Annotated in this window: 16 protein-coding genes, 2 pseudogenes and 1 riboswitch; of the genes and pseudogenes, 11 read left to right on the plus strand and 7 right to left on the minus strand. The window is 42.5% G+C overall.

The genetic code is table 11. The features are described from left to right. The first annotated feature begins 309 nt into the window (after positions 1–309). The 6 genes from ECA01S_RS12860 to ECA01S_RS12885 all read left to right on the plus strand — a co-directional run bounded on the left by ECA01S_RS12860 (position 310) and on the right by ECA01S_RS12885 (position 8,896). The gene (locus ECA01S_RS12860) at positions 310–774 is read left to right on the plus strand and encodes a CtsR family transcriptional regulator (RefSeq protein WP_067396190.1); all 465 of its coding nucleotides are present in this window, start codon (positions 310–312) and stop codon (positions 772–774) included. Between the two features lie 5 nt (positions 775–779). Continuing rightward, positions 780–3,251 carry an ATP-dependent Clp protease ATP-binding subunit gene (locus tag ECA01S_RS12865; protein ID WP_067396193.1) on the plus strand — a complete coding sequence of 824 codons (2,472 nt, stop codon included), beginning with the start codon at positions 780–782 and terminating at the stop codon, positions 3,249–3,251. A gap of 127 nt (positions 3,252–3,378) precedes the next feature. After that, positions 3,379–4,299: a peptidase U32 family protein gene (locus ECA01S_RS12870; RefSeq protein WP_067396196.1), complete on the plus strand. Its 921-nt coding sequence runs from the start codon at positions 3,379–3,381 to the stop codon at positions 4,297–4,299. Positions 4,300–4,310: 11 nt separating this feature from the next. Beyond that, the gene (locus ECA01S_RS12875; protein WP_067396199.1) at positions 4,311–5,552 is read left to right on the plus strand and encodes a peptidase U32 family protein; all 1,242 of its coding nucleotides are present in this window, start codon (positions 4,311–4,313) and stop codon (positions 5,550–5,552) included. 16 nt (positions 5,553–5,568) lie between these two features. Continuing rightward, positions 5,569–6,912 carry a glutathione-disulfide reductase gene (gene gor / locus ECA01S_RS12880; RefSeq protein ID WP_067396202.1) on the plus strand — a complete coding sequence of 448 codons (1,344 nt, stop codon included), beginning with the start codon at positions 5,569–5,571 and terminating at the stop codon, positions 6,910–6,912. 103 nt (positions 6,913–7,015) lie between these two features. After that, the gene (locus ECA01S_RS12885) at positions 7,016–8,896 is read left to right on the plus strand and encodes a M13 family metallopeptidase (protein ID WP_067396205.1); all 1,881 of its coding nucleotides are present in this window, start codon (positions 7,016–7,018) and stop codon (positions 8,894–8,896) included. A gap of 189 nt (positions 8,897–9,085) precedes the next feature. Here the strand turns inward: ECA01S_RS12885 and ECA01S_RS12890 are convergent, their stop codons facing one another. From ECA01S_RS12890 to ECA01S_RS12905, 6 genes and pseudogenes are all read right to left on the minus strand, one after another. Further along, positions 9,086–9,433: an iron-sulfur cluster biosynthesis family protein gene (locus ECA01S_RS12890; protein ID WP_067396208.1), complete on the minus strand. Its 348-nt coding sequence runs from the start codon at positions 9,431–9,433 to the stop codon at positions 9,086–9,088. Positions 9,434–9,500: 67 nt separating this feature from the next. After that, entirely contained in the window at positions 9,501–9,665 is a 165-nt protein-coding gene (locus ECA01S_RS14215) for a hypothetical protein (RefSeq protein ID WP_157490300.1), read from the minus strand. Between the two features lie 118 nt (positions 9,666–9,783). Then, on the minus strand, positions 9,784–10,518 hold the full coding sequence (locus tag ECA01S_RS12895) for an amino acid ABC transporter ATP-binding protein (protein ID WP_067396211.1): 735 nt from the start codon (positions 10,516–10,518) through the stop codon (positions 9,784–9,786). Between the two features lie 11 nt (positions 10,519–10,529). Beyond that, positions 10,530–11,246 (minus strand): annotated as a pseudogene (locus ECA01S_RS14865) (amino acid ABC transporter permease); the annotation flags it as partial. Positions 11,247–11,311: 65 nt separating this feature from the next. Further along, positions 11,312–12,149, minus strand: a pseudogene (locus ECA01S_RS14870) (transporter substrate-binding domain-containing protein); the annotation flags it as partial. Positions 12,150–12,230: 81 nt separating this feature from the next. Continuing rightward, positions 12,231–12,404: riboswitch (Lysine riboswitch) on the minus strand. Between the two features lie 109 nt (positions 12,405–12,513). Then, positions 12,514–12,810 (minus strand): hypothetical protein, encoded by a 297-nt coding sequence (locus tag ECA01S_RS12905; RefSeq protein ID WP_067396217.1) that lies wholly within the window; start codon positions 12,808–12,810, stop codon positions 12,514–12,516. Positions 12,811–12,976: 166 nt separating this feature from the next. Here ECA01S_RS12905 and ECA01S_RS12910 point away from each other — a divergent pair, with 166 nt between their 5' ends. The 4 genes from ECA01S_RS12910 to ECA01S_RS12925 all read left to right on the plus strand — a co-directional run bounded on the left by ECA01S_RS12910 (position 12,977) and on the right by ECA01S_RS12925 (position 16,114). Beyond that, a complete protein-coding gene (locus ECA01S_RS12910; protein ID WP_067396220.1) occupies positions 12,977–13,888 on the plus strand; it encodes an EamA family transporter in 912 nt (303 codons plus the stop codon). 159 nt (positions 13,889–14,047) lie between these two features. Further along, positions 14,048–14,755, plus strand: coding sequence for an NAD-dependent protein deacylase (locus ECA01S_RS12915; protein ID WP_067396223.1), 708 nt, complete (start codon positions 14,048–14,050; stop codon positions 14,753–14,755). Beyond that, entirely contained in the window at positions 14,752–15,597 is an 846-nt protein-coding gene (locus tag ECA01S_RS12920) for a chorismate mutase (protein WP_067396226.1), read from the plus strand. The genes ECA01S_RS12915 and ECA01S_RS12920 overlap by 4 nt, the downstream gene beginning before the upstream one ends. A gap of 1 nt (position 15,598) precedes the next feature. Further along, positions 15,599–16,114 carry a transcription repressor NadR gene (locus tag ECA01S_RS12925; protein ID WP_067396229.1) on the plus strand — a complete coding sequence of 172 codons (516 nt, stop codon included), beginning with the start codon at positions 15,599–15,601 and terminating at the stop codon, positions 16,112–16,114. Between the two features lie 163 nt (positions 16,115–16,277). Here ECA01S_RS12925 and ECA01S_RS12930 read toward each other — a convergent pair whose 3' ends face one another. After that, positions 16,278–17,252, minus strand: coding sequence for an L-lactate dehydrogenase (locus tag ECA01S_RS12930; RefSeq protein ID WP_067396232.1), 975 nt, complete (start codon positions 17,250–17,252; stop codon positions 16,278–16,280). Between the two features lie 249 nt (positions 17,253–17,501). Here ECA01S_RS12930 and pth point away from each other — a divergent pair, with 249 nt between their 5' ends. Beyond that, entirely contained in the window at positions 17,502–18,062 is a 561-nt protein-coding gene (pth, locus tag ECA01S_RS12935) for an aminoacyl-tRNA hydrolase (RefSeq protein ID WP_067396235.1), read from the plus strand. Positions 18,063–18,066: the final 4 nt, after the last annotated feature.

Below are 18,066 nucleotides of genomic sequence, written 5' to 3' on the forward strand. Positions count from 1 at the left end.
GTTAGCTCTTTGTCAAACGGTATGAGTAAAGAAAATCTAAAAAAGTAATCTGATCCAGAGGAGAAATCCTTTGGATTTTTTATTTTTCTCCTGGCACTTTTTCATGGAATAAAAAATTGTGTAGTCTAGTACTAATAAGTCACTAAAGCCTTGGATTTTACGGTGTCTTTTTTTTTGAAACAAAAAATATTTTTGTTTTTATTTTGAGAATCTTTCTAGTTCTGTGCTGTTTTCAAGTATATTTCTTTATTATCCTAAGAAAATTGGGTATAATAATGGTCAAGATTAGTCAAAAAGAGGGTGAATCATATGAGTAATCAAAATACTTCAGACTTAATCGAAGCCTATTTGAAAAAAATATTAGAAAACAAAGGCAGGATCGAGATTCGCCGAGCAGAAATGGCTCATCTTTTTAACTGTGTTCCTTCGCAAATCAATTATGTAATCAATACTAGATTTACCATTCAAAAGGGATATACAGTTGAAAGTAAACGCGGTGGCGGCGGTTATATTCGGATCGTGAAGGTACAATTAGCGGATAATGAACAATTACTAAAACAAATGACTCAAATTATTGGTGACTATCTCACGCAGAATGATGCTTTTTCTCTAGTACAAAAATTATATGAAGAGGAAGTTATTTCAAAGCGTGAAGGAAATCTGATGCTGGCAGTATTGGGTAAATTATATTTACCTTCCAAGCTAGAGGAGGATATGGTTCGGGCCAGTCTGATGCGAGCATTTATCGAACGATTAAGCTATGAAGAGGAGTGAAGAGCATGGATGAATTATTTACAGAACGAGCGAAGGCTGTCTTGGCCATTGCGCAAGAAGAAGCGAAATATTTTAAACACCAATCAGTCGGAACTGAGCATCTCCTGTTAGCTTTAGTCTTAGAGCCAAATGGAATTGCTGGTAAAATTTTACGTCAACTAAACGCAGATGAAAGTGAAATCCGTGAAGAGATTGAACATTTAACAGGCTATGGCTCAGTAAAGGGCTATCCTAAAGGCGCCTACCTTCCATATTCGCCACGAGCAAAACAGATTTTTGCCTATGCAGGTGATGAAGCCAAACGCTTTGGTGCCACCAATATCGGAACAGAGCATATCTTGTTAGGAATTTTGCGTGATGAAAATATCTTGGCTTCACGTATCTTAAGTAATCTTGGTTTAAGTTTACCAAAGATGCGGCAACTTATTTTGAAACGTATTGGAGTCAAGGACGTGAAACCTGCTACTGGCAAAGCACGTAAAAATCAGCAAAGTACGAGCGGTACACCGACGTTGGATTCTTTGGCACGCGACTTAACTAAGATGGCGCGGGAGAATAACTTAGATCCTGTTATTGGACGAGTAAACGAAGTGCGGCGGTTGATTCAAATTTTAAGTCGACGCACAAAAAACAATCCTGTCTTAGTAGGAGAGCCTGGTGTCGGTAAAACAGCGATTGCTGAAGGCTTGGCCCAACGAATCGTAACAGGTGAGGTACCCGAAGATATGCGTCAGAAGCGTTTGATGATGCTAGATATGGGTTCTCTTGTGGCCGGTACCAAATACCGTGGTGAATTTGAAGACCGCATGAAGAAAATTATTGATGAAATTTATCAAGATGGGGAAGTTATTCTCTTTATTGATGAGCTGCATACATTGATTGGGGCTGGTGGTGCTGAAGGAGCAATTGATGCTTCCAACATTTTGAAACCAGCTTTAGCTCGTGGTGAATTGCAAACCATTGGTGCAACAACTCTTGATGAATATCAAAAATATATTGAAAAAGATTCTGCTTTGGAACGGCGTTTTGCCCGCATCCAAGTTGATGAACCGACGCCAGAAGAAGCTGTAAGCATCTTGAAAGGCCTACGACCTCGTTATGAAGCCCATCATGGTGTGGAAATCACGGACCAAGCCTTAGGAGCAGCCGTGCAATTATCCACTCGTTATATAAACTCACGACAATTACCTGATAAGGCGATTGATTTAATCGATGAATCGTCTGCTAAAGTTCGTTTAGATTTAGCAGATGAGCCATTGGAATCCTTTGCTTTAAGAGATGAGTTAAATCAATTGGTAGCAGATAAGGAAGCGGCTATTGAAAATCAAGACTTTACTGCAGCGGCTCGCTTGCGTAAGCAGGAGAAAATTATCGCTGGCCAGTTAGAAGTTTTACTTTTAAAAGAAGCCAAACAGGCAACAGGTCATGGCAACAAAGTGACGGAAGAAGACGTGGCGGCGGTAGTTTCTCAATGGACGGGTATTCCTTTACAGCAGTTGGAGAAAAAGGAAAGCGAACGTTTATTAGATTTAGAAAAAATTCTCCATCAACGGGTAGTCGGGCAAGATGAAGCAGTGCAAGCTGTATCACGCGCAATTCGGCGCGCGCGTAGTGGGCTGAAAGATCCTGACCGCCCAATCGGTTCCTTTATGTTCTTAGGGCCAACTGGAGTTGGGAAAACGGAACTTGCTAAAGCATTGGCAGAAGCGATGTTTGGTAGTGAAGATGCTTTGGTACGTGTGGACATGTCGGAATTTATGGAAAAATACAGCACCAGTCGTTTGATTGGCTCACCACCAGGCTATGTGGGATATGATGAAGGTGGACAGCTAACTGAGAAGATTCGTCAAAAACCATATTCTGTAATTTTGCTTGATGAAGTGGAAAAAGCCCATCCAGATGTTTTTAATATTTTACTGCAAGTTTTGGATGATGGTCATTTAACGGACTCCAAAGGTCGTAAAGTTGACTTCCGTAATACGATTTTGATTATGACTTCTAACTTAGGTGCTACTGCGATTCGTGAAGAGAAGTCGGTGGGCTTCAATGTCACTGATATTACGAAGAACCATGACGCGATGCAGAAACGAATCTTAGAAGAACTGAAAAAAGCTTTCCGTCCAGAATTTATCAACCGGATTGATGAAACGGTTGTTTTCCGCTCTTTAGATAAAGAAGAGATCCATCAAATTGTCAAAATCATGAGTAAAGCAATCGTGAAACGTTTGAAGGAGCAAGATATTCAAGTGAAGATCACTCCTGCGGCAATTGATGTGATTGGTAAGGTTGGCTTTGACCCTGAGTACGGGGCACGTCCAATCCGCCGTGCTTTACAAAAAGAGATTGAAGATCGTCTAAGTGAAGCCCTACTAAGTGGCCATATTCAGTTAGGTAATAAAGTAACAATCGGAGCCAGCAAAGGTAAAATCACCTTGACAGTGGTAGAGCAAAAAGAAAAGACTTTACAAACAATCTAAACTATAGTCGTCAACTAGCCTTAGTTGACGACTTTTTTCGTTAAAAAGGTTCCTTAAATATAAGAACTCATATTGGAAAGTCTGGTTGGCTGTGATACTATGAAACAGTCATAAAAGGAGGAACAATATGATTTCAATTTCAGCAACAGTAGAATCAATAGAGCAGGCGCAAGCCTTATTAGATAGCGGTATCGATACATTATATTTTGGGGAAGAACATTTTGGTCTACGCTTACCACAATCTTTTTCTCGAGAGGAGCAGCAGCAATTAACAGAATTAGCTCATCAACAGGGGGCTAAGGTAACAATTGCTGTCAATGGCATTATGCATCCTGAGAAAATGAAGGAAGTTCCAGCTTATTTAGACTTTCTTGCGAGTATTCACGTGGATCAGATTATGGTGGGGGATCCCGGTATTATTTATTTACTGCGTAAGGGCGAGTATGACTTACCGTTTATCTATGACGGTGAAACGTTAGTCACTAATTCTCGCCAAATGAATTTTTGGCATCAAAAAGGGGCACTAGGCAGTGTTTTGGCTCGGGAAGTTCCTTTTGGTGAAATGATTAAAATTAGTGAAAAGCTAGCCGGATTTGCGGAGGTTCAAGTTTATGGTGCTACTTGTATCCATCAATCTAAGCGGCCTTTATTGACTAATTATTATCACTTTACCAGAAATGAAGAGCGAGCTGATAAAGAGCGCGGTTTATTTTTAGCTGAACCACAAGATCCGGATACACATTATTCTATTTTTGAGGATGAGCATGGTACCCATATCTTTGCTACTAATGATTTGAATCTGATGGCACAATTAGCAGAATTAACCACTTATGGTTATACTCATTGGAAATTAGATGGTTTGTTTACTAAAGGCGCGAACTTTGTCGAAATCGCCCGGCGGTTTGTTGCGGCTAAAGAGTTGTTAGAATCACAGCAATGGTCGCAGATGGCAGCGGATAAATTAACGGCAGAAGTAGCGAAATATCATCCCAAAGAACGGGAATTGGATACAGGATTTTATGCAATCGATCCAGAGGCAATCAAGTAAGGAGCAGAAAAATGACGGTTAAACAAAAATTAAAACGACCCGAGATCTTAGCACCTGCGGGCACATTAGAAAAATTAAAAACAGCGATTCATTATGGCGCTGATGCAGTTTATATTGGTGGGAATGCTTATGGTTTACGCAGTCGTGCCGGCAATTTTACTTATGAAGAAATGGCGGAAGGCGTGGCTTATGCTAAGGCACACGATGCTAAAGTATATGTGGCGGCCAACATGGTGACTCATGAAGGCAATGAAGAAGGCGCCGGCGATTTTTTCCGAGCTTTGCGTGATGTAGGCATCTCAGCTGTAATCGTTTCAGACCCGGCTTTGATTTCGATTTGTGCAATGGAGGCACCGGGACTACCGATTCATTTATCTACCCAAGCTTCGGCCACTAACTATGAAACGTTAGAATTTTGGCGAGAAGAAGGCTTGGAACGAGTTGTCTTGGCCCGAGAGGTTTCCATGGCAGAAGTGGCGGAAATCCGCAAAAATACGAGTGTGGAGATTGAAGCCTTTATTCATGGTGCGATGTGTATTTCTTATTCAGGACGCTGCACGCTGTCTAATCATATGTCCATGCGTGATGCTAATCGTGGCGGCTGTTCACAATCTTGTCGCTGGAAATATGAATTATATGATTTACCTTTTGGTACAGAGCGGCGCAGTTTAACGGATGCCGGTGAAGTTTCCGAGCCCTTCTCCATGAGCGCTGTTGATATGTCTATGATCGAGCATATTCCTGATTTGATTCAAAATGGCGTAGACAGCTTTAAAATCGAAGGTCGTATGAAATCGATCCATTATGTTTCAACCGTAGCGAACGTTTATAAAAAAGCGGTGGATAGCTATATGGCAGATCCAGAAAACTATGTCTGTCAGCAAGAATGGATTGACGAATTATGGAAAGTGGCCCAACGCGAGTTGGCAACTGGCTTTTACTACCAAACACCAACTGAAAATGAACAACTTTTTGGGGCCCGCCGTAAGATTCCCGTGTACAAATTTGTGGGCGAAGTGCTGGCTTATGACGAAACTACGGGCATGGCCACGGTACGGCAGCGGAATCATTTTCGGGTTGGTGATGAAATCGAGTTTTATGGCCCAGGATTCCATCATTTCTATCAAAGTGTTGAAGTCATGTATAATGAAGAGGGTGAATCTATCGAGAAGGCGCCTAATGCCATGATGATTGTAAAAATGCCTGTGGCGCAACCAGTTAAACCAGGAGATATGATTCGCAAGAAAAAATAGAAGGTGAGTGGATCCGATGGAACAATTTGATTATATCGTGATCGGCGGCGGTAGTGGTGGGATCGCCTCGGCTAATCGTGCTGGGATGCACGGCGCCAAAGTGCTCCTAATTGAAGGAAATCAGCTAGGTGGTACCTGTGTCAATGTTGGTTGTGTGCCTAAAAAGGTCATGTGGCAAGCAAGTACCATGTTGGAAATGATCCAGCGGGATGCCGATAGTTATGGAATTACTGCAGACATTGAAAAGATGGACTTTCCTAAATTAGTTGAAAAACGTGAAAACTATATTGAATTTTTGCATGGTGCCTACCAACGTGGCTTGGATAGCAATCATGTCACTGTAGTCAAGGGACGAGCATCATTTATTGAGAACCATGTAATCGAGGTTAATGGTGAAAAATATCAGGCGCCGCATATTCTGATTGCCACCGGTGGCCATGCCAGCCCCATGTCGATTCCAGGCGGCGAGTATGCGATTGACTCTAACGGCTTTTTTGCGCTGACGGAATTACCTAAGAAAACCATTGTTTTAGGTGCCGGCTATATAGCAGCTGAATTAAGTGGCGTACTTCACGGCTTAGGTAGCGAAGTTTTTTGGGCTTACCGTAAGGAACGACCATTACGTACTTTTGACAATATGTTGGCAGAAAACCTAGTTCAAATGTACCAAGAGGCGGGTATCCGGACTTATCCGCTCTCAGTTGCCGAAAAAATTGAACGTTTAAGTAGTGGTGAATATACGGTTCTTTTTGAAAATGGACAACAGCTGACCGCTGATTGTGTCTTATTTGCTGGCGGTCGCAAAGCAAATACAGTCGGTTTGGGCTTGGAAAATACCGATGTTCAAACAGATGAACGTGGTTTTGTAGAGGTCGATCAATACCAAAATACGACGGCAACCGGTATCTACGCGATAGGCGATGTCATTGGTAAGGTTGATTTAACCCCTGTTGCCATTGCTGCAGGACGTCGTCTTTCCGAGCGATTATTCAATGGCAAAGATACCTACTTGGATTATAATCTGATCCCAACGGTTATTTTTACTCATCCGCCAATTGCAACTATTGGTTTAAGCGAAGAGGAAGCCGTTAAAAAATATGGTGATAAAGTAAAAGTTTATCGCTCTCGTTTTACACCGATGTATTTTGCCCTGAATGATTATCGCCAAAAATGTGAAATGAAGCTTGTCTGTCTTGGTGAAGAGGAAAAAATCATTGGTCTGCATGGAATCGGGATCGGTGTGGATGAAATGCTACAAGGCTTTGCCGTGGCAATCAAAATGGGCGCCACGAAAGCCGACTTTGATAATACGGTGGCAATCCATCCTACCGGAGCAGAGGAATTCGTCACAATGCGCTAATTTAACTACGTGATAAATGATTAAAAAGGCTGAGAGCTCTCAGTCTTTTTAATTTGGCTTTTTTAGGGAATAGGCTATCATGTAAGAGAGAGGAGAGATTTGGATGGTACGTTTACAAGATGATTTTTATGAAGCAATCAATGAAGCCTGGCTCAAGCAAGCAAAAATTCCGGCGGATAAACCAGCGACTGGTGGCTTTCAAGAATTAGTCGTGGGAATTGAAGAATTACTGATGGGGGACTTCAACCCCTATTTGCAAGGAGATTATCCCGCTAGCATGCGTGATTTTGCCGAGTTCTACCGGTTAGCAGCAGATCAAGAGACCCGCAACCAACTGGGCGCCACGCCGGCGCAGCCGTTATTGGAACGCATCACGGCTTTGAAAAATTTGCAGGATTGGAATGCACAGTTGGCTGACTGGCTTCTATCGGGACTAGCGCTACCTTTCTTTGTTGCGGTGGAGCCTGATATGAAAAATGCGCAAATCAATATTCTAGCTGCCTATGCGCCAAATTTGATTTTGCCAGACAAAACTTATTATGAAGAAGGACGAACGGATGGGCAACAATTACTGACAGTCTACCAAGACATGATGACCGAGTTATTGCCTCATTTTGGTTTTACCACAGCTCAGCAGATTGTGGCTGATGCAGTAGCTTTTGACCGTTTATTAGTGCCATATGTCAATAGTGCAGAAGAGAATGCGGATTATGCAAAGTTATATCATCCACGGACAGTTGCCGAATTTGCCGGTTATAGCCACAATCTCGATTTGCAAGCCTTGCTGCAGGGGCTGGTGGGAAATCCAGATAAGATCAACGTGACGGAACCTCGCTTTTTTGAAGCAATTGATGAAATAATTAACGAAGAAAACTTCGCGTTACTAAAAAATTGGTTGATTGTTAATACAGTAGGCATGTTACCCCGTTTATTAAGTGAAGAATTGCGGCAGCTAGGGAATCGTTATCAACTTGCTCTTTCTGGGAGTCAAGAAGCACCATCAGCTGAAAAAGCGGCCTATTATCTAGCGACTGGCGTCTTTGACCAAGTAGTCGGTGACTATTACGGCCGTCGTTATTTTGGCGAAAAGGCCAAAAAAGATGTTACCCATATGGTACAGCAAATGATTCAAGTTTATCAAAACCGTTTAGAAAAATTAGCGTGGTTAGGTGCTGAAACGCGTCAAAAAGCGATTACGAAGCTAAATCACTTAGCAATCCAAGTGGGTTATCCTGATAAAATAGAACCGCTGTTTGAACGATTTCAGACTAAAGCGGCAACCGAGGGTGGAACATTATTTGAAAATGCTTTAACCTTTGGCCGTATCAATCGCGAATATCAATTTAGTAAATGGAATCAACCGGTTGACCGAGAAGAATGGGAAATGAGTGCGGATACGGTGAATGCGTATTATCATCCATTTAAAAATAGTATCGTGTTTCCAGCTGCTATTTTACAGGCGCCGTTTTATAGCTTAGAGCAATCTGCTAGTGCAAATTACGGGGGAATTGGGGCAGTGATTGCCCATGAAATCTCTCATGCTTTTGATAATAATGGTGCTTCCTTTGATGAATATGGCAACTTGAATAATTGGTGGACAGCGGAAGATCTAGAACATTTCAAAGCGTTGGCACAACAAATGATTGATGAATTTGAAGGACTACCGATTGCCGGAGGGCAAGTTAATGGTAAATTGACCGTCTCAGAAAACATTGCGGATGCCGGGGGCTTAAGCTGTGCGTTAGAAGCTGCGAAACGAGAAAATGGTGACGTGGCGGCCTTCTTTACAAATTGGGCAACTATCTGGCGGACAAAGGCTACGCCGGAGTATCAACAATTGTTGCTATCCGTTGATGTTCACGCGCCAGCTAAACTGCGCGCCAATATTCAACCGCAAAACTTAGAAGACTTCTTTCAGATATTTGATATTCAACCTGGAGATGCGATGTACCGGGCACCTGAGAAACGAGTTCATATCTGGTAGAGATGCAGATATAACGAAAAAAACTGGGACATAACTCAAAAAGTTATGTCCCAGTTTTTTCATATTCGAATAAACGGTGGCAGCAGAAGCAACAGCTATACGCATACAGTTATTGCTAAGCTTTGCTAAGCAGAACTAGCATCCTTCGGAAATAAGCAGCAGTTAGACACTTCTATCCCAACCTCTTGGCTATTTGGTAAAATCTAGTAAGGGAACATTGGGGTCAATGACACCCGCTTCACTACTTAAGCTAAAGGTACCCAAACGTTCATCAACGGCAATCACTAGATGTTCTGCTAAGTCTTCTTGTGAGTAGCCCTTAATATAGACCGGACCTAAGTTACTAGGTAGGGTCATGTCATAGTCAGTCAGGTCAGCATCGTTTTTAACGATGTTTAAAGAAAACTGGATCTGCATATGGATCATAGCATGTTGGGAGTATGGACCAACCCCATCTTCAAAGGTCAGTAGCAGCTTTTTTCCAATAATACGATCCTTAAGGCGTGTGACAGCCGGATCAGTGAAACGAATTTCCATAGTAATCACCTCAAGAATAGTATAGTACTAAGCTAGGTGGGGGACCCACAGAAACGCCTTTAGAAAATCAATCGGTCTCTTGTTTTACCAGTTGATCGTATTTTTCGGCCTTCAGCTTTAGCGAAGCAACATATTCTTCAAAAGCAGCAATACTGGTAAAGCCATATTTTTTCTTGATATAGGTAGCAACCGGCATCCCTTTATCAAATTCTGTTTTTAGTTCATTCAACATCTTTATAGCTCCTTCCTCTTCTAATGCTAGTTTAGCACAGGGACCACCAACTGATGGTAACGGTAAGTGTTAATTAAGGCACAAAAAAACACGATGCCCTAAGACATCGTGCTAGTGTTTAATTTAAAATACGGCTTAAAAACTCTTTAGTGCGGGCTTCTTGTGGATTCCCGAAAATCTGTTCTGGCGTACCTTCTTCTGCAATGACACCTTTATCCATAAAGATGACACGGTCCGAGACATCACGGGCAAAGTCCATTTCATGGGTCACGATGATCATGGTCAGACCAGTGTGGGCTAAACTTTGCATCGTTTTTAGGACTTCTCCTACCATCTCTGGATCCAGCGCTGAAGTTGGTTCATCAAATAGCATGACGTCTGGGTCCATCGATAGTGCCCGGGCAATGGCGACCCGCTGCTTTTGTCCACCGGAGAGCTGATTTGGTTTCGCTTCGATAAAACGGTCCATACCCACCTTTTCTAGGTTTTGGATAGCAATCTTACGAGCTTCTTCTTTTGACCGATGTAAGACTGTTGTTTGACCAGACATACAGTTTTCTAAAACATTCATATTATTGAAAAGGTTAAAAGATTGGAAAACCATGCCTAAATGAGTACGATATTTTGGCAGATTGTAGTGGGGAACCAAGACGTTTTCCCCATTAAAAATGATGGCACCACTGTTAGGGCGCTCCAACAAATTGATGCAGCGGAGCAAAGTCGACTTACCGGAACCGGAAGAACCAATAATGGAAAGGACTTCGCCTTTGTTAACAGCTAAGTTGATATCTTTTAATACTTCGTTGGCACCGAAGCTTTTTTTCAAGTGTTCGACTTGAATGATTGCTGACATAAAAATTCCTCCTAGTGTGATTCAGGTGCTTTTAGTTCAGAAGTCTGCATTTGGTTCGCATACAACATATAGTCATCAGGACCATCCATTTTCTTTTCGACATAACGCAAGATGCGTGTTGCCGTATAAGTCATGATGAAGTAGATGATACAGATAATAAAGTAAGTTTGGAAGAACATATAATTGGCTCCCGCAACAGATTTTCCTTGGAAGAACAATTCGGAAACCGAAATAATGCTCAGTACGGAAGTATCTTTGATATTGATGACCAACTCGTTCCCGGTAGCTGGCAAGATATTACGCAAGACTTGTGGTAAGACGACTTTGCGCATCGTTTGCCAGTGAGTCATCCCGATGGCTTGTGCTGCCTCAAACTGTCCTTTATCAACTGCTAAGAAACCACCACGAACGATTTCGGTCATGTAAGCCCCGGTGTTGATGGAAACGATAAAGAGGGCAGCAGCTGTCCGGTCCAAATCGATACTGAATAGTTGCGCTAAGCCATAGTAGATAACGGCGGCTTGAACAATCATAGGTGTTCCACGGAAAATATCGATATAAGCATTGATTAGCCAGTTAGCAGCTTTATAAGCGCCACCTTTAACTTTTCCCAGAGGCGTTTCAAAGGAACGGAAGATACCTACTAATAGACCAATGACTGTTCCGACAAAGGTCCCGATGATGGCTAAAAACAAGGTCATGCCAGCACCGCGTAAGAACATCATGCCATTTTCGCTGATGATTTTTACGAACCAATTTTCTTGTTTGCTGGCTGTCGTATCATCAGCGCCTTCGTCAGCCATAGCTGGCTGTTCTTTGATGGCAGCGTCCATGATGCTATTGCGCTCATCTTGAGAGATACCTGAGAGAATTTGATTGATAGGTTCCAAATTAGGATCACCTTTACGTAAGCCAATGGCCACGGTGGTATCCTCTGGGTTTGTTTTAAAGCCTTTATCAGCGGCAAATTCTAGCATTTTGAATTTTTTGTTGACTGTTTCAGCAGTGACCCCTTCAGGGCGTTCCGTTACGTAACCGTCAATGGTGCCAGACTCTAAGGCCACGCGCATAGCTGGAAAGTTATCCATAGCAGGTTGTTCATTGACGCCAGGAATTTGGTCGATCACAGTGTAGTGGAATGTGTTTAATTGGGCCGTGATTTTAGCCCCTTTTAAATCAGCTAAGCTAGTCGCTTTGGCATAAGGACCATCACTTTGCACAACTACCACAAGATTAGACTCGTAATAAGGATCAGTAAAATCGACTTGTTTGCGGCGCTCCTCAGTAGGAGACATTCCGGCAATAATGGCATCGATTTTACCAGAAGTCAGGGCTGGTTGTAACCCATCCCATTCCGTTTTGACAATTACCAGCTGTTTTCCTAATTGCTCAGCGATTCGTTTCGCCATTTGGACATCATAGCCACCAGCAAATTCTGGGCTGCCTTGAATCGGCACAGCACCGTGGCTATCATCAGTTTGCGTCCAGTTGAATGGGGCGTAACCTGCTTCCATTCCCACGCGGAATTCACCATCTGGGGTAGATTCTACTGCTTGCCCCGTCACAGGAAGCGCACAGATCGTCAATAAGAACGTCACCAACAGGCCTAATTGAACAGACAATTTTTTCATGTGTAAACTCCTCTCTTGATAACAAAAAAAGCAACCAAATAAACGAGGCTGCTAGTAAACGTAAAGGGATTCCCTCAACAAAGAAAACATAGCGCAACTTAGTGTCTCCACTAAGACAGTCCAGCAGCTATTCGCATACTGTCCCAACATCATACCCAGAGGTGTGTATGACATTTCGGCGGTGCTCCCTCTGCCAGCTTCAGCGCGACCTCTCGCTCCACTGGGTTCATCAGAACCGCGACCTCTACCTCATATATTGAGGTGTTTATTCAGTTTTTTTAAGTACCATAAAGTCTAAGAGATTTTATGGGTAATGTCAACAAAAAAAGCAAACTTTCTGAAAAAAGTTCGCTTTTCAATGAAATTATGCTTGTTTTGGTTTTGGTTCGCGGCCCAAAATCGCTTGGATTACAGCCAAAATGATCAAGCCGGCTAACGTACCGTAGATCAAGTTTGTTTGTAGTGTAATGCTGAAGTCCCAAGTATTGTAAACAAGTAAGATAATAGCTAAGAAGATTGCGGCGATGACATTGAAGAATGCAAAAGCCCACAAGTTTCCATTTTCTTTACGAGAAAGATAGAAGATCGTGAACCACAAACTTAACACACACCAAGCAATACATACTAAAATCGATGCCCAGTAAATAAGAAATGCTACCATGTTCTTTCACCTCACTTTTTCATCCCTCTCATTTTAACATGTTCCATCTAGTTTGTCATGATAAGAACGTGAAAATCATCACAGTAGCTGTTTTTTCTTTTAGTTGACGCGTTGAGTCTGTTACGGTACTTTTAAGAAGAAAAAAAGATAGAGGAGTGTGTGGGGTATGTGGTTTGCAGCGGCGATCGTGACATTGTTAGCATGGGGAACAGCTGACTTGTTTTATAAGAAAGGCAATGACCCCAGTGATCGCAATAGTGCATTAAAAACGGTCGTCATGGTGGGACTCGTGATGGGCTTACATGTTTTGTTTTATTATGTCGTGTATGCAGGCATCCAATATGACGTCAAAAATTTGTTATTGTATTTACCTGTTTCTGCTATGTATATTTTATCCATGACGTTAGGTTATGTGGGCTTGCGTTACATTGAAGTTTCGGTCTCATCACCGATTAGCAATTCTTCCGGTGCTGTTTCGGCTTTACTGGCCTTCTTGTTTATGCACCAGTCCATGGCGGCACCCCAGATTTTGGCAGTCGTCGCGATTTCTATTGGCATCCTGTTACTTTCGATTTTTGAAAAGCAAGAGGCTGATGCGGAACTGCGGCAAGAAGGAGTCATCGTGGAACGGAAATATCGCATTGGTGCGATTGCGATCATTTTTCCAATTCTGTACTGTATTATTGATGGGATGGGAACCTTTTTAGATGGCTACTATCTAGAATATAAAAAGATTATGCCAGAAGATCAAGCAAATATGAGCTATGAGCTGACCTTTTTTATCGTAGCATTACTTGTTTGGGCCTATCTTGAATTAGTCAAAAAAGACAGTTTAGTCGTCTTTCGAGAAAAGGACCGCGGTTTGGCGGCTATTTTTGAAACCTTAGGGCAGTTTTTCTATGTTGGTGCTATTGCCACAAAAAATGCTTTTATCGTAGCACCAGTGATTGCTTCCTATAGTATTGTTTCGATAATTTTAGGACGGATTTTCTTAAAAGAAAAATTGCAAACCCGTCAATATTTAGTCATCGCCGTTATCATGGCGGGGATTGCGATTTTAGGTTTTTATGACGGCTAGTTGAGAAGGCTGAGACAGAAGCGTTTATTCGGAGAGAGTCAGAGACATAATTTTTTTGAGTTATGTCTTTGGCTCTTTTTTTGAACTGATTTTTGAATTGATTTCGGCCGGAGTCTTGGCTGGACTTATGATACAATAGCTATCAAAGAAGGTGATTTGATGGAAATCAACAAAAAAGCTGGTATTGATTTGATCAAACACGCGACAAGCGTCACGTTTTTAACCGGTGCCGGGGCGTCAATGCCTTCCGGTATTCCAGATTATCGGTCCTTGTCAGGTGTTTATCACGGGCAGGAACGACCAGAGTATTTATTGAGCCGCACTGCTCTATTGCGAGAGCCGGCTGCATTTTATGAGTTTGTTAAGCGGCTTTATCATCCTGAGGCCAAACCGAATGTGATCCATCAGACAATGCACACATTAGCAACAACTCAGCAGGTACAAATCGTAACACAAAATATCGATCAACTACATCGGCAAGCGGGTAGCAGTCAGCTGGTGGAGTTTCATGGGACTCTTTATCGTTGTAGCTGTCTGGCTTGTGGTCAAGCAGTTTCTTGGCAAGCCTACCTAAAAAGTGACCGTCATCTGCATTGCGGAGGCCAGCTACGTCCGGAAATCGTCTTATATGAAGAAGGCTTTGCGGATGAGGTAATTCAGCAAGCATTGGCTTATACAGCTGCTGCCGACTTAATCGTGATTGTTGGGACGAGTTTTCAAGTAGCTCCTTTTAATCAATTAACGGAGTCAGTGCCTGCTACGCCAGTTTTAGTCATCAATCAGGAACCTATTTATTTGTCGCGGCCCTATTCCTTGGTGCTGGGGGATGCCGCAGATTTTTTTCAGCTATTGGAGGAGACGTTATGACAGAAAGAACAGAAAAGGAAAAAATGATCGCTGGGGAGCTGTATTTTTCAGCTGACCCAGAATTATCCGCGGCTCGCCGTTTTGCACGGGAGCAGATGCAGGTAATCAACCATGCCGAAGATGCTGCAGTCCGTAGTCAGCTATTAAAAGAAACATTTGGCGGAACGGGGCAGAATCTTTATATGGAGCCTACTGTGTCATTTGATTATGGTTTCAATATTTATGTAGGCGAAAACTTCTATGCGAATTTCAACTGTATTCTGTTGGATATTTGCCCCATTCAGATTGGCGACAATTGCATGTTTGGACCAAACGTACAACTGTATACGGCAACGCATCCTTTAGAGGCTGTGAAGCGCAACAGCGGTCTGGAATATGGCAAACCTATTACGATTGGCGATAACGTTTGGTTAGGGGGCGGCGCTATTTTGGCTCCTGGAGTCACATTAGGTGATAATGTCGTAGTAGCAGCTGGGAGTGTGGTGACGAAATCTTTTCCCGCAGATGTCGTAGTTGGCGGTAACCCTGCTAAAATTATTAAGACGATCCAGCAAGATCCCCCTCAAACATCGGCTCCTGATTTGGCGGTAGTGCGACAGGAAATTGATCGAATTGATCGCTCACTAGCCCGCTTGTTTGAAGAACGAATGGACTTGGTTCAACAAGTAGCTGCAGCTAAAAAAGCGACTGGTAAAGCTATTTACGATGAGGCGCGAGAGCAAGCGGTTTTAGCAAAGGTTCGTCAAGAAGTAACACCACCTTATCAAGAGAGTGTAGCTGAAGTGTTTCAAACATTGATGAATGTTTCTAAAAAAATGCAGAGTCAATTGTTGGAGGACTAGAATGGAAGGACAAATACGCAGAAATGAGATTTTGGCCCATTTACAGGTAGCCGATAAACCGGTTAGCGCCAGTCGTTTGGCTAAAAAATATGGCGTTAGCCGTCAAATCATCGTAGGTGATGTGGCCCTCTTACGGGCGGGTGGGGCAGATATCCAGGCGACTGCCCGTGGCTATCAATTGGCGCAAACTTTAAGTGGTTTTGTTGGCAAGATTGTTTGCCAGCATGATGCGGCCATGACTCGGCAGGAATTATTGATGATTGTGGCTGGTGGTGGTGAAATCATCGATGTCATTGTAGAACATCCTTTGTATGGTGAGTTGGTAGGTGGGTTGCATATCCAAACACCAACTGAAGTGGCTGATTTTGTAACAGCCTACGAAAAAAGTCAGGCCTCTCTGCTGTCGGCATTAACCGAAGGAATTCATATGCATACAATTCGTTGTCAAGACCAAACGACCTTTGAGAATATAAAGACAGCTTTGGCGGAAGCCGGTATTCTTTATCAAAATAATTAAATAGGTAGTGAGCGAACAGATTAACTGAAGAGCGAATAGTTTGGAAAAAAGCGGTGCTTGTTTTTAAGCTTCAGCCTATTTAACTAAGTTCCGGTTAGCCAACTATTTGCTAATAAAAAAAGATCCATGTACCAAATTTCGGTACATGGATCTTTTGCGTTAATTATTCGTTGTCTAATTGAGCAAAGGCAGTATCGATAACTTCTTTCAGAGCGCTGGCAGAAGCTTCCATCCGGTCTTTTTCAGAGTCAGATAAAGGAATTTCAATCACTTGTTTGATCCCTTGACGGTTTACAACAGCTGGTGCACCAATAAAGATTCCTTCTTGACCGTATTGTCCATCTAAATAAACAGATAATGGTAAGACAGAGTTTTCATCATCAAGGATTGCTTTCGTGATTCGTGCTAAGGCAACGGCGATGCCATAGAAAGTAGCCCCTTTTTTGTCAATGATGGTATAAGCGGCGTCGCGCACGCTGAAGAACAAGTTAACCATTGCTTCTTCATCAACTTCAGGATTATTTTTGACCCATTCGTAAATTTGTAAGCCGGCGACATTGGCATGAGACCAAACTGGGAATTCAGTATCACCATGTTCGCCTAAGATGTAGGCATGGACATTACGAGCATCAACATCGACAAGTTCAGCGATAGCTTGACGGAAACGAGCAGAATCTAGAGAAGTACCAGAACCGATAACGCGTTCTTTAGGGAAGCCAGAGAATTTCCAAGTAGCATAAGTCAAAATATCAACAGGGTTAGCAGCTACTAAGAAGATCCCGTTGAAACCAGAATCAACGATTTCAGTAACGATGCCCTTTAAAATTTTCAAGTTTTTGTGTACCAAGTCTAAGCGGGTTTCACCAGGTTTTTGTGGTGCGCCAGCAGTAATGACAACAAGGTCCGCGTCGTGACAGTCAGCATAGCTGGCAGCATAAATCTTTTTAGGGGATGTAAAGGCTAATGCGTGAGAAAGGTCAATCGCATCTCCTTCAGTTTTCTTAGCATTGATATCTACGATGCCAATTTCTTGGGCAATATTTTGTGTCACAAGCGCAAATGCATAACTGGAGCCTACAGCGCCATCTCCTACTAAAATGACTTTTTGATGGTCTTTCACTTCTAATGCAGCGGTCATCAACGATCAGTCCTTCCTTTTGCTTTAATATGTTGCTTACGAAATCAATGCTAGCACTTATTGTGCGATTTGTCACGAAATACGCTTATGAAAATAGTACAGTTTTTTAAACTGTACTATTTTTAGAGAAACTTAACGTTTCCCAACGGTACCACATGAGGATTTATGGTATACTAATAAGAGTAAAACTGGGTTGGCATAGACAACCCAGCTATTTTGTGTTGCTTTGAAAGCAGTAAGGAGTTCACTATGAAAATGATCGTTGGATTAGGCAATCCAGGTTCAAAATATGCCGCAACCAAACATAACGTGGGATTTCAAACCGTTGATGAGTTAGCCCGACGCCATCAGGTAACTTTTAAAAAGAATCCTTTTGAAGCTGAAGTAGCAGAATTTTTCCAAGGGACGGAAAAAATCCTGTTGGTTAAGCCACAGACCTTTATGAACGAGTCTGGGCGTGCAGTCGGCCCTTTAATGACCTATTTTGGGCTTTTACCTGAGGAACTAGTGGTGATTTATGATGACCTTGACATGGAACCGGGGCGAATTCGCTTGCGGGAAAAAGGCAGCGCCGGTGGGCATAATGGCATGAAGAGTATTATGCAGCATCTAGGTACGCAAACCTTTAAACGGGTTAAAATTGGTATTGGTCGCCCGGAAGGTCGAGATACAGTAGTGCATCATGTTTTGAGTCCTTTTCCTAAAAGCAAACAAGCAGAAATGGAAATCGCAATGAAAATGGCAGCGGATGCAACAGATTACTATTTGGATGATAACAGTTTCATTGATACGATGAATCGCTATAATTAGGAAA

The organism is Enterococcus canis NBRC 100695, assembly GCF_001544375.1.
Taxonomy (GTDB): domain Bacteria; phylum Bacillota; class Bacilli; order Lactobacillales; family Enterococcaceae; genus Enterococcus_H; species Enterococcus_H canis.

What these genes read in the sequence shown, in the direction of transcription:
- ECA01S_RS12925 (WP_067396229.1), top strand. Translation starts at nt 15,599, where the DNA reads ATGGAAGGACAAATACGCAGAAATGAGATTTTGGCCCATTTACAGGTA.
- ECA01S_RS12905 (WP_067396217.1), bottom strand. Translation starts at nt 12,810, where the DNA reads ATGGTAGCATTTCTTATTTACTGGGCATCGATTTTAGTATGTATTGCT.
- pth (WP_067396235.1), top strand. Translation starts at nt 17,502, where the DNA reads ATGAAAATGATCGTTGGATTAGGCAATCCAGGTTCAAAATATGCCGCA.
- ECA01S_RS12875 (WP_067396199.1), top strand. Translation starts at nt 4,311, where the DNA reads ATGACGGTTAAACAAAAATTAAAACGACCCGAGATCTTAGCACCTGCG.
- ECA01S_RS12910 (WP_067396220.1), top strand. Translation starts at nt 12,977, where the DNA reads ATGTGGTTTGCAGCGGCGATCGTGACATTGTTAGCATGGGGAACAGCT.
- gor (WP_067396202.1), top strand. Translation starts at nt 5,569, where the DNA reads ATGGAACAATTTGATTATATCGTGATCGGCGGCGGTAGTGGTGGGATC.
- ECA01S_RS12865 (WP_067396193.1), top strand. Translation starts at nt 780, where the DNA reads ATGGATGAATTATTTACAGAACGAGCGAAGGCTGTCTTGGCCATTGCG.
- ECA01S_RS12930 (WP_067396232.1), bottom strand. Translation starts at nt 17,252, where the DNA reads ATGACCGCTGCATTAGAAGTGAAAGACCATCAAAAAGTCATTTTAGTA.
- ECA01S_RS12920 (WP_067396226.1), top strand. Translation starts at nt 14,752, where the DNA reads ATGACAGAAAGAACAGAAAAGGAAAAAATGATCGCTGGGGAGCTGTAT.
- ECA01S_RS14215 (WP_157490300.1), bottom strand. Translation starts at nt 9,665, where the DNA reads ATGTTGAATGAACTAAAAACAGAATTTGATAAAGGGATGCCGGTTGCT.
- ECA01S_RS12870 (WP_067396196.1), top strand. Translation starts at nt 3,379, where the DNA reads ATGATTTCAATTTCAGCAACAGTAGAATCAATAGAGCAGGCGCAAGCC.
- ECA01S_RS12915 (WP_067396223.1), top strand. Translation starts at nt 14,048, where the DNA reads ATGGAAATCAACAAAAAAGCTGGTATTGATTTGATCAAACACGCGACA.
- ECA01S_RS12895 (WP_067396211.1), bottom strand. Translation starts at nt 10,518, where the DNA reads ATGTCAGCAATCATTCAAGTCGAACACTTGAAAAAAAGCTTCGGTGCC.
- ECA01S_RS12890 (WP_067396208.1), bottom strand. Translation starts at nt 9,433, where the DNA reads ATGGAAATTCGTTTCACTGATCCGGCTGTCACACGCCTTAAGGATCGT.
- ECA01S_RS12860 (WP_067396190.1), top strand. Translation starts at nt 310, where the DNA reads ATGAGTAATCAAAATACTTCAGACTTAATCGAAGCCTATTTGAAAAAA.
- ECA01S_RS12885 (WP_067396205.1), top strand. Translation starts at nt 7,016, where the DNA reads ATGGTACGTTTACAAGATGATTTTTATGAAGCAATCAATGAAGCCTGG.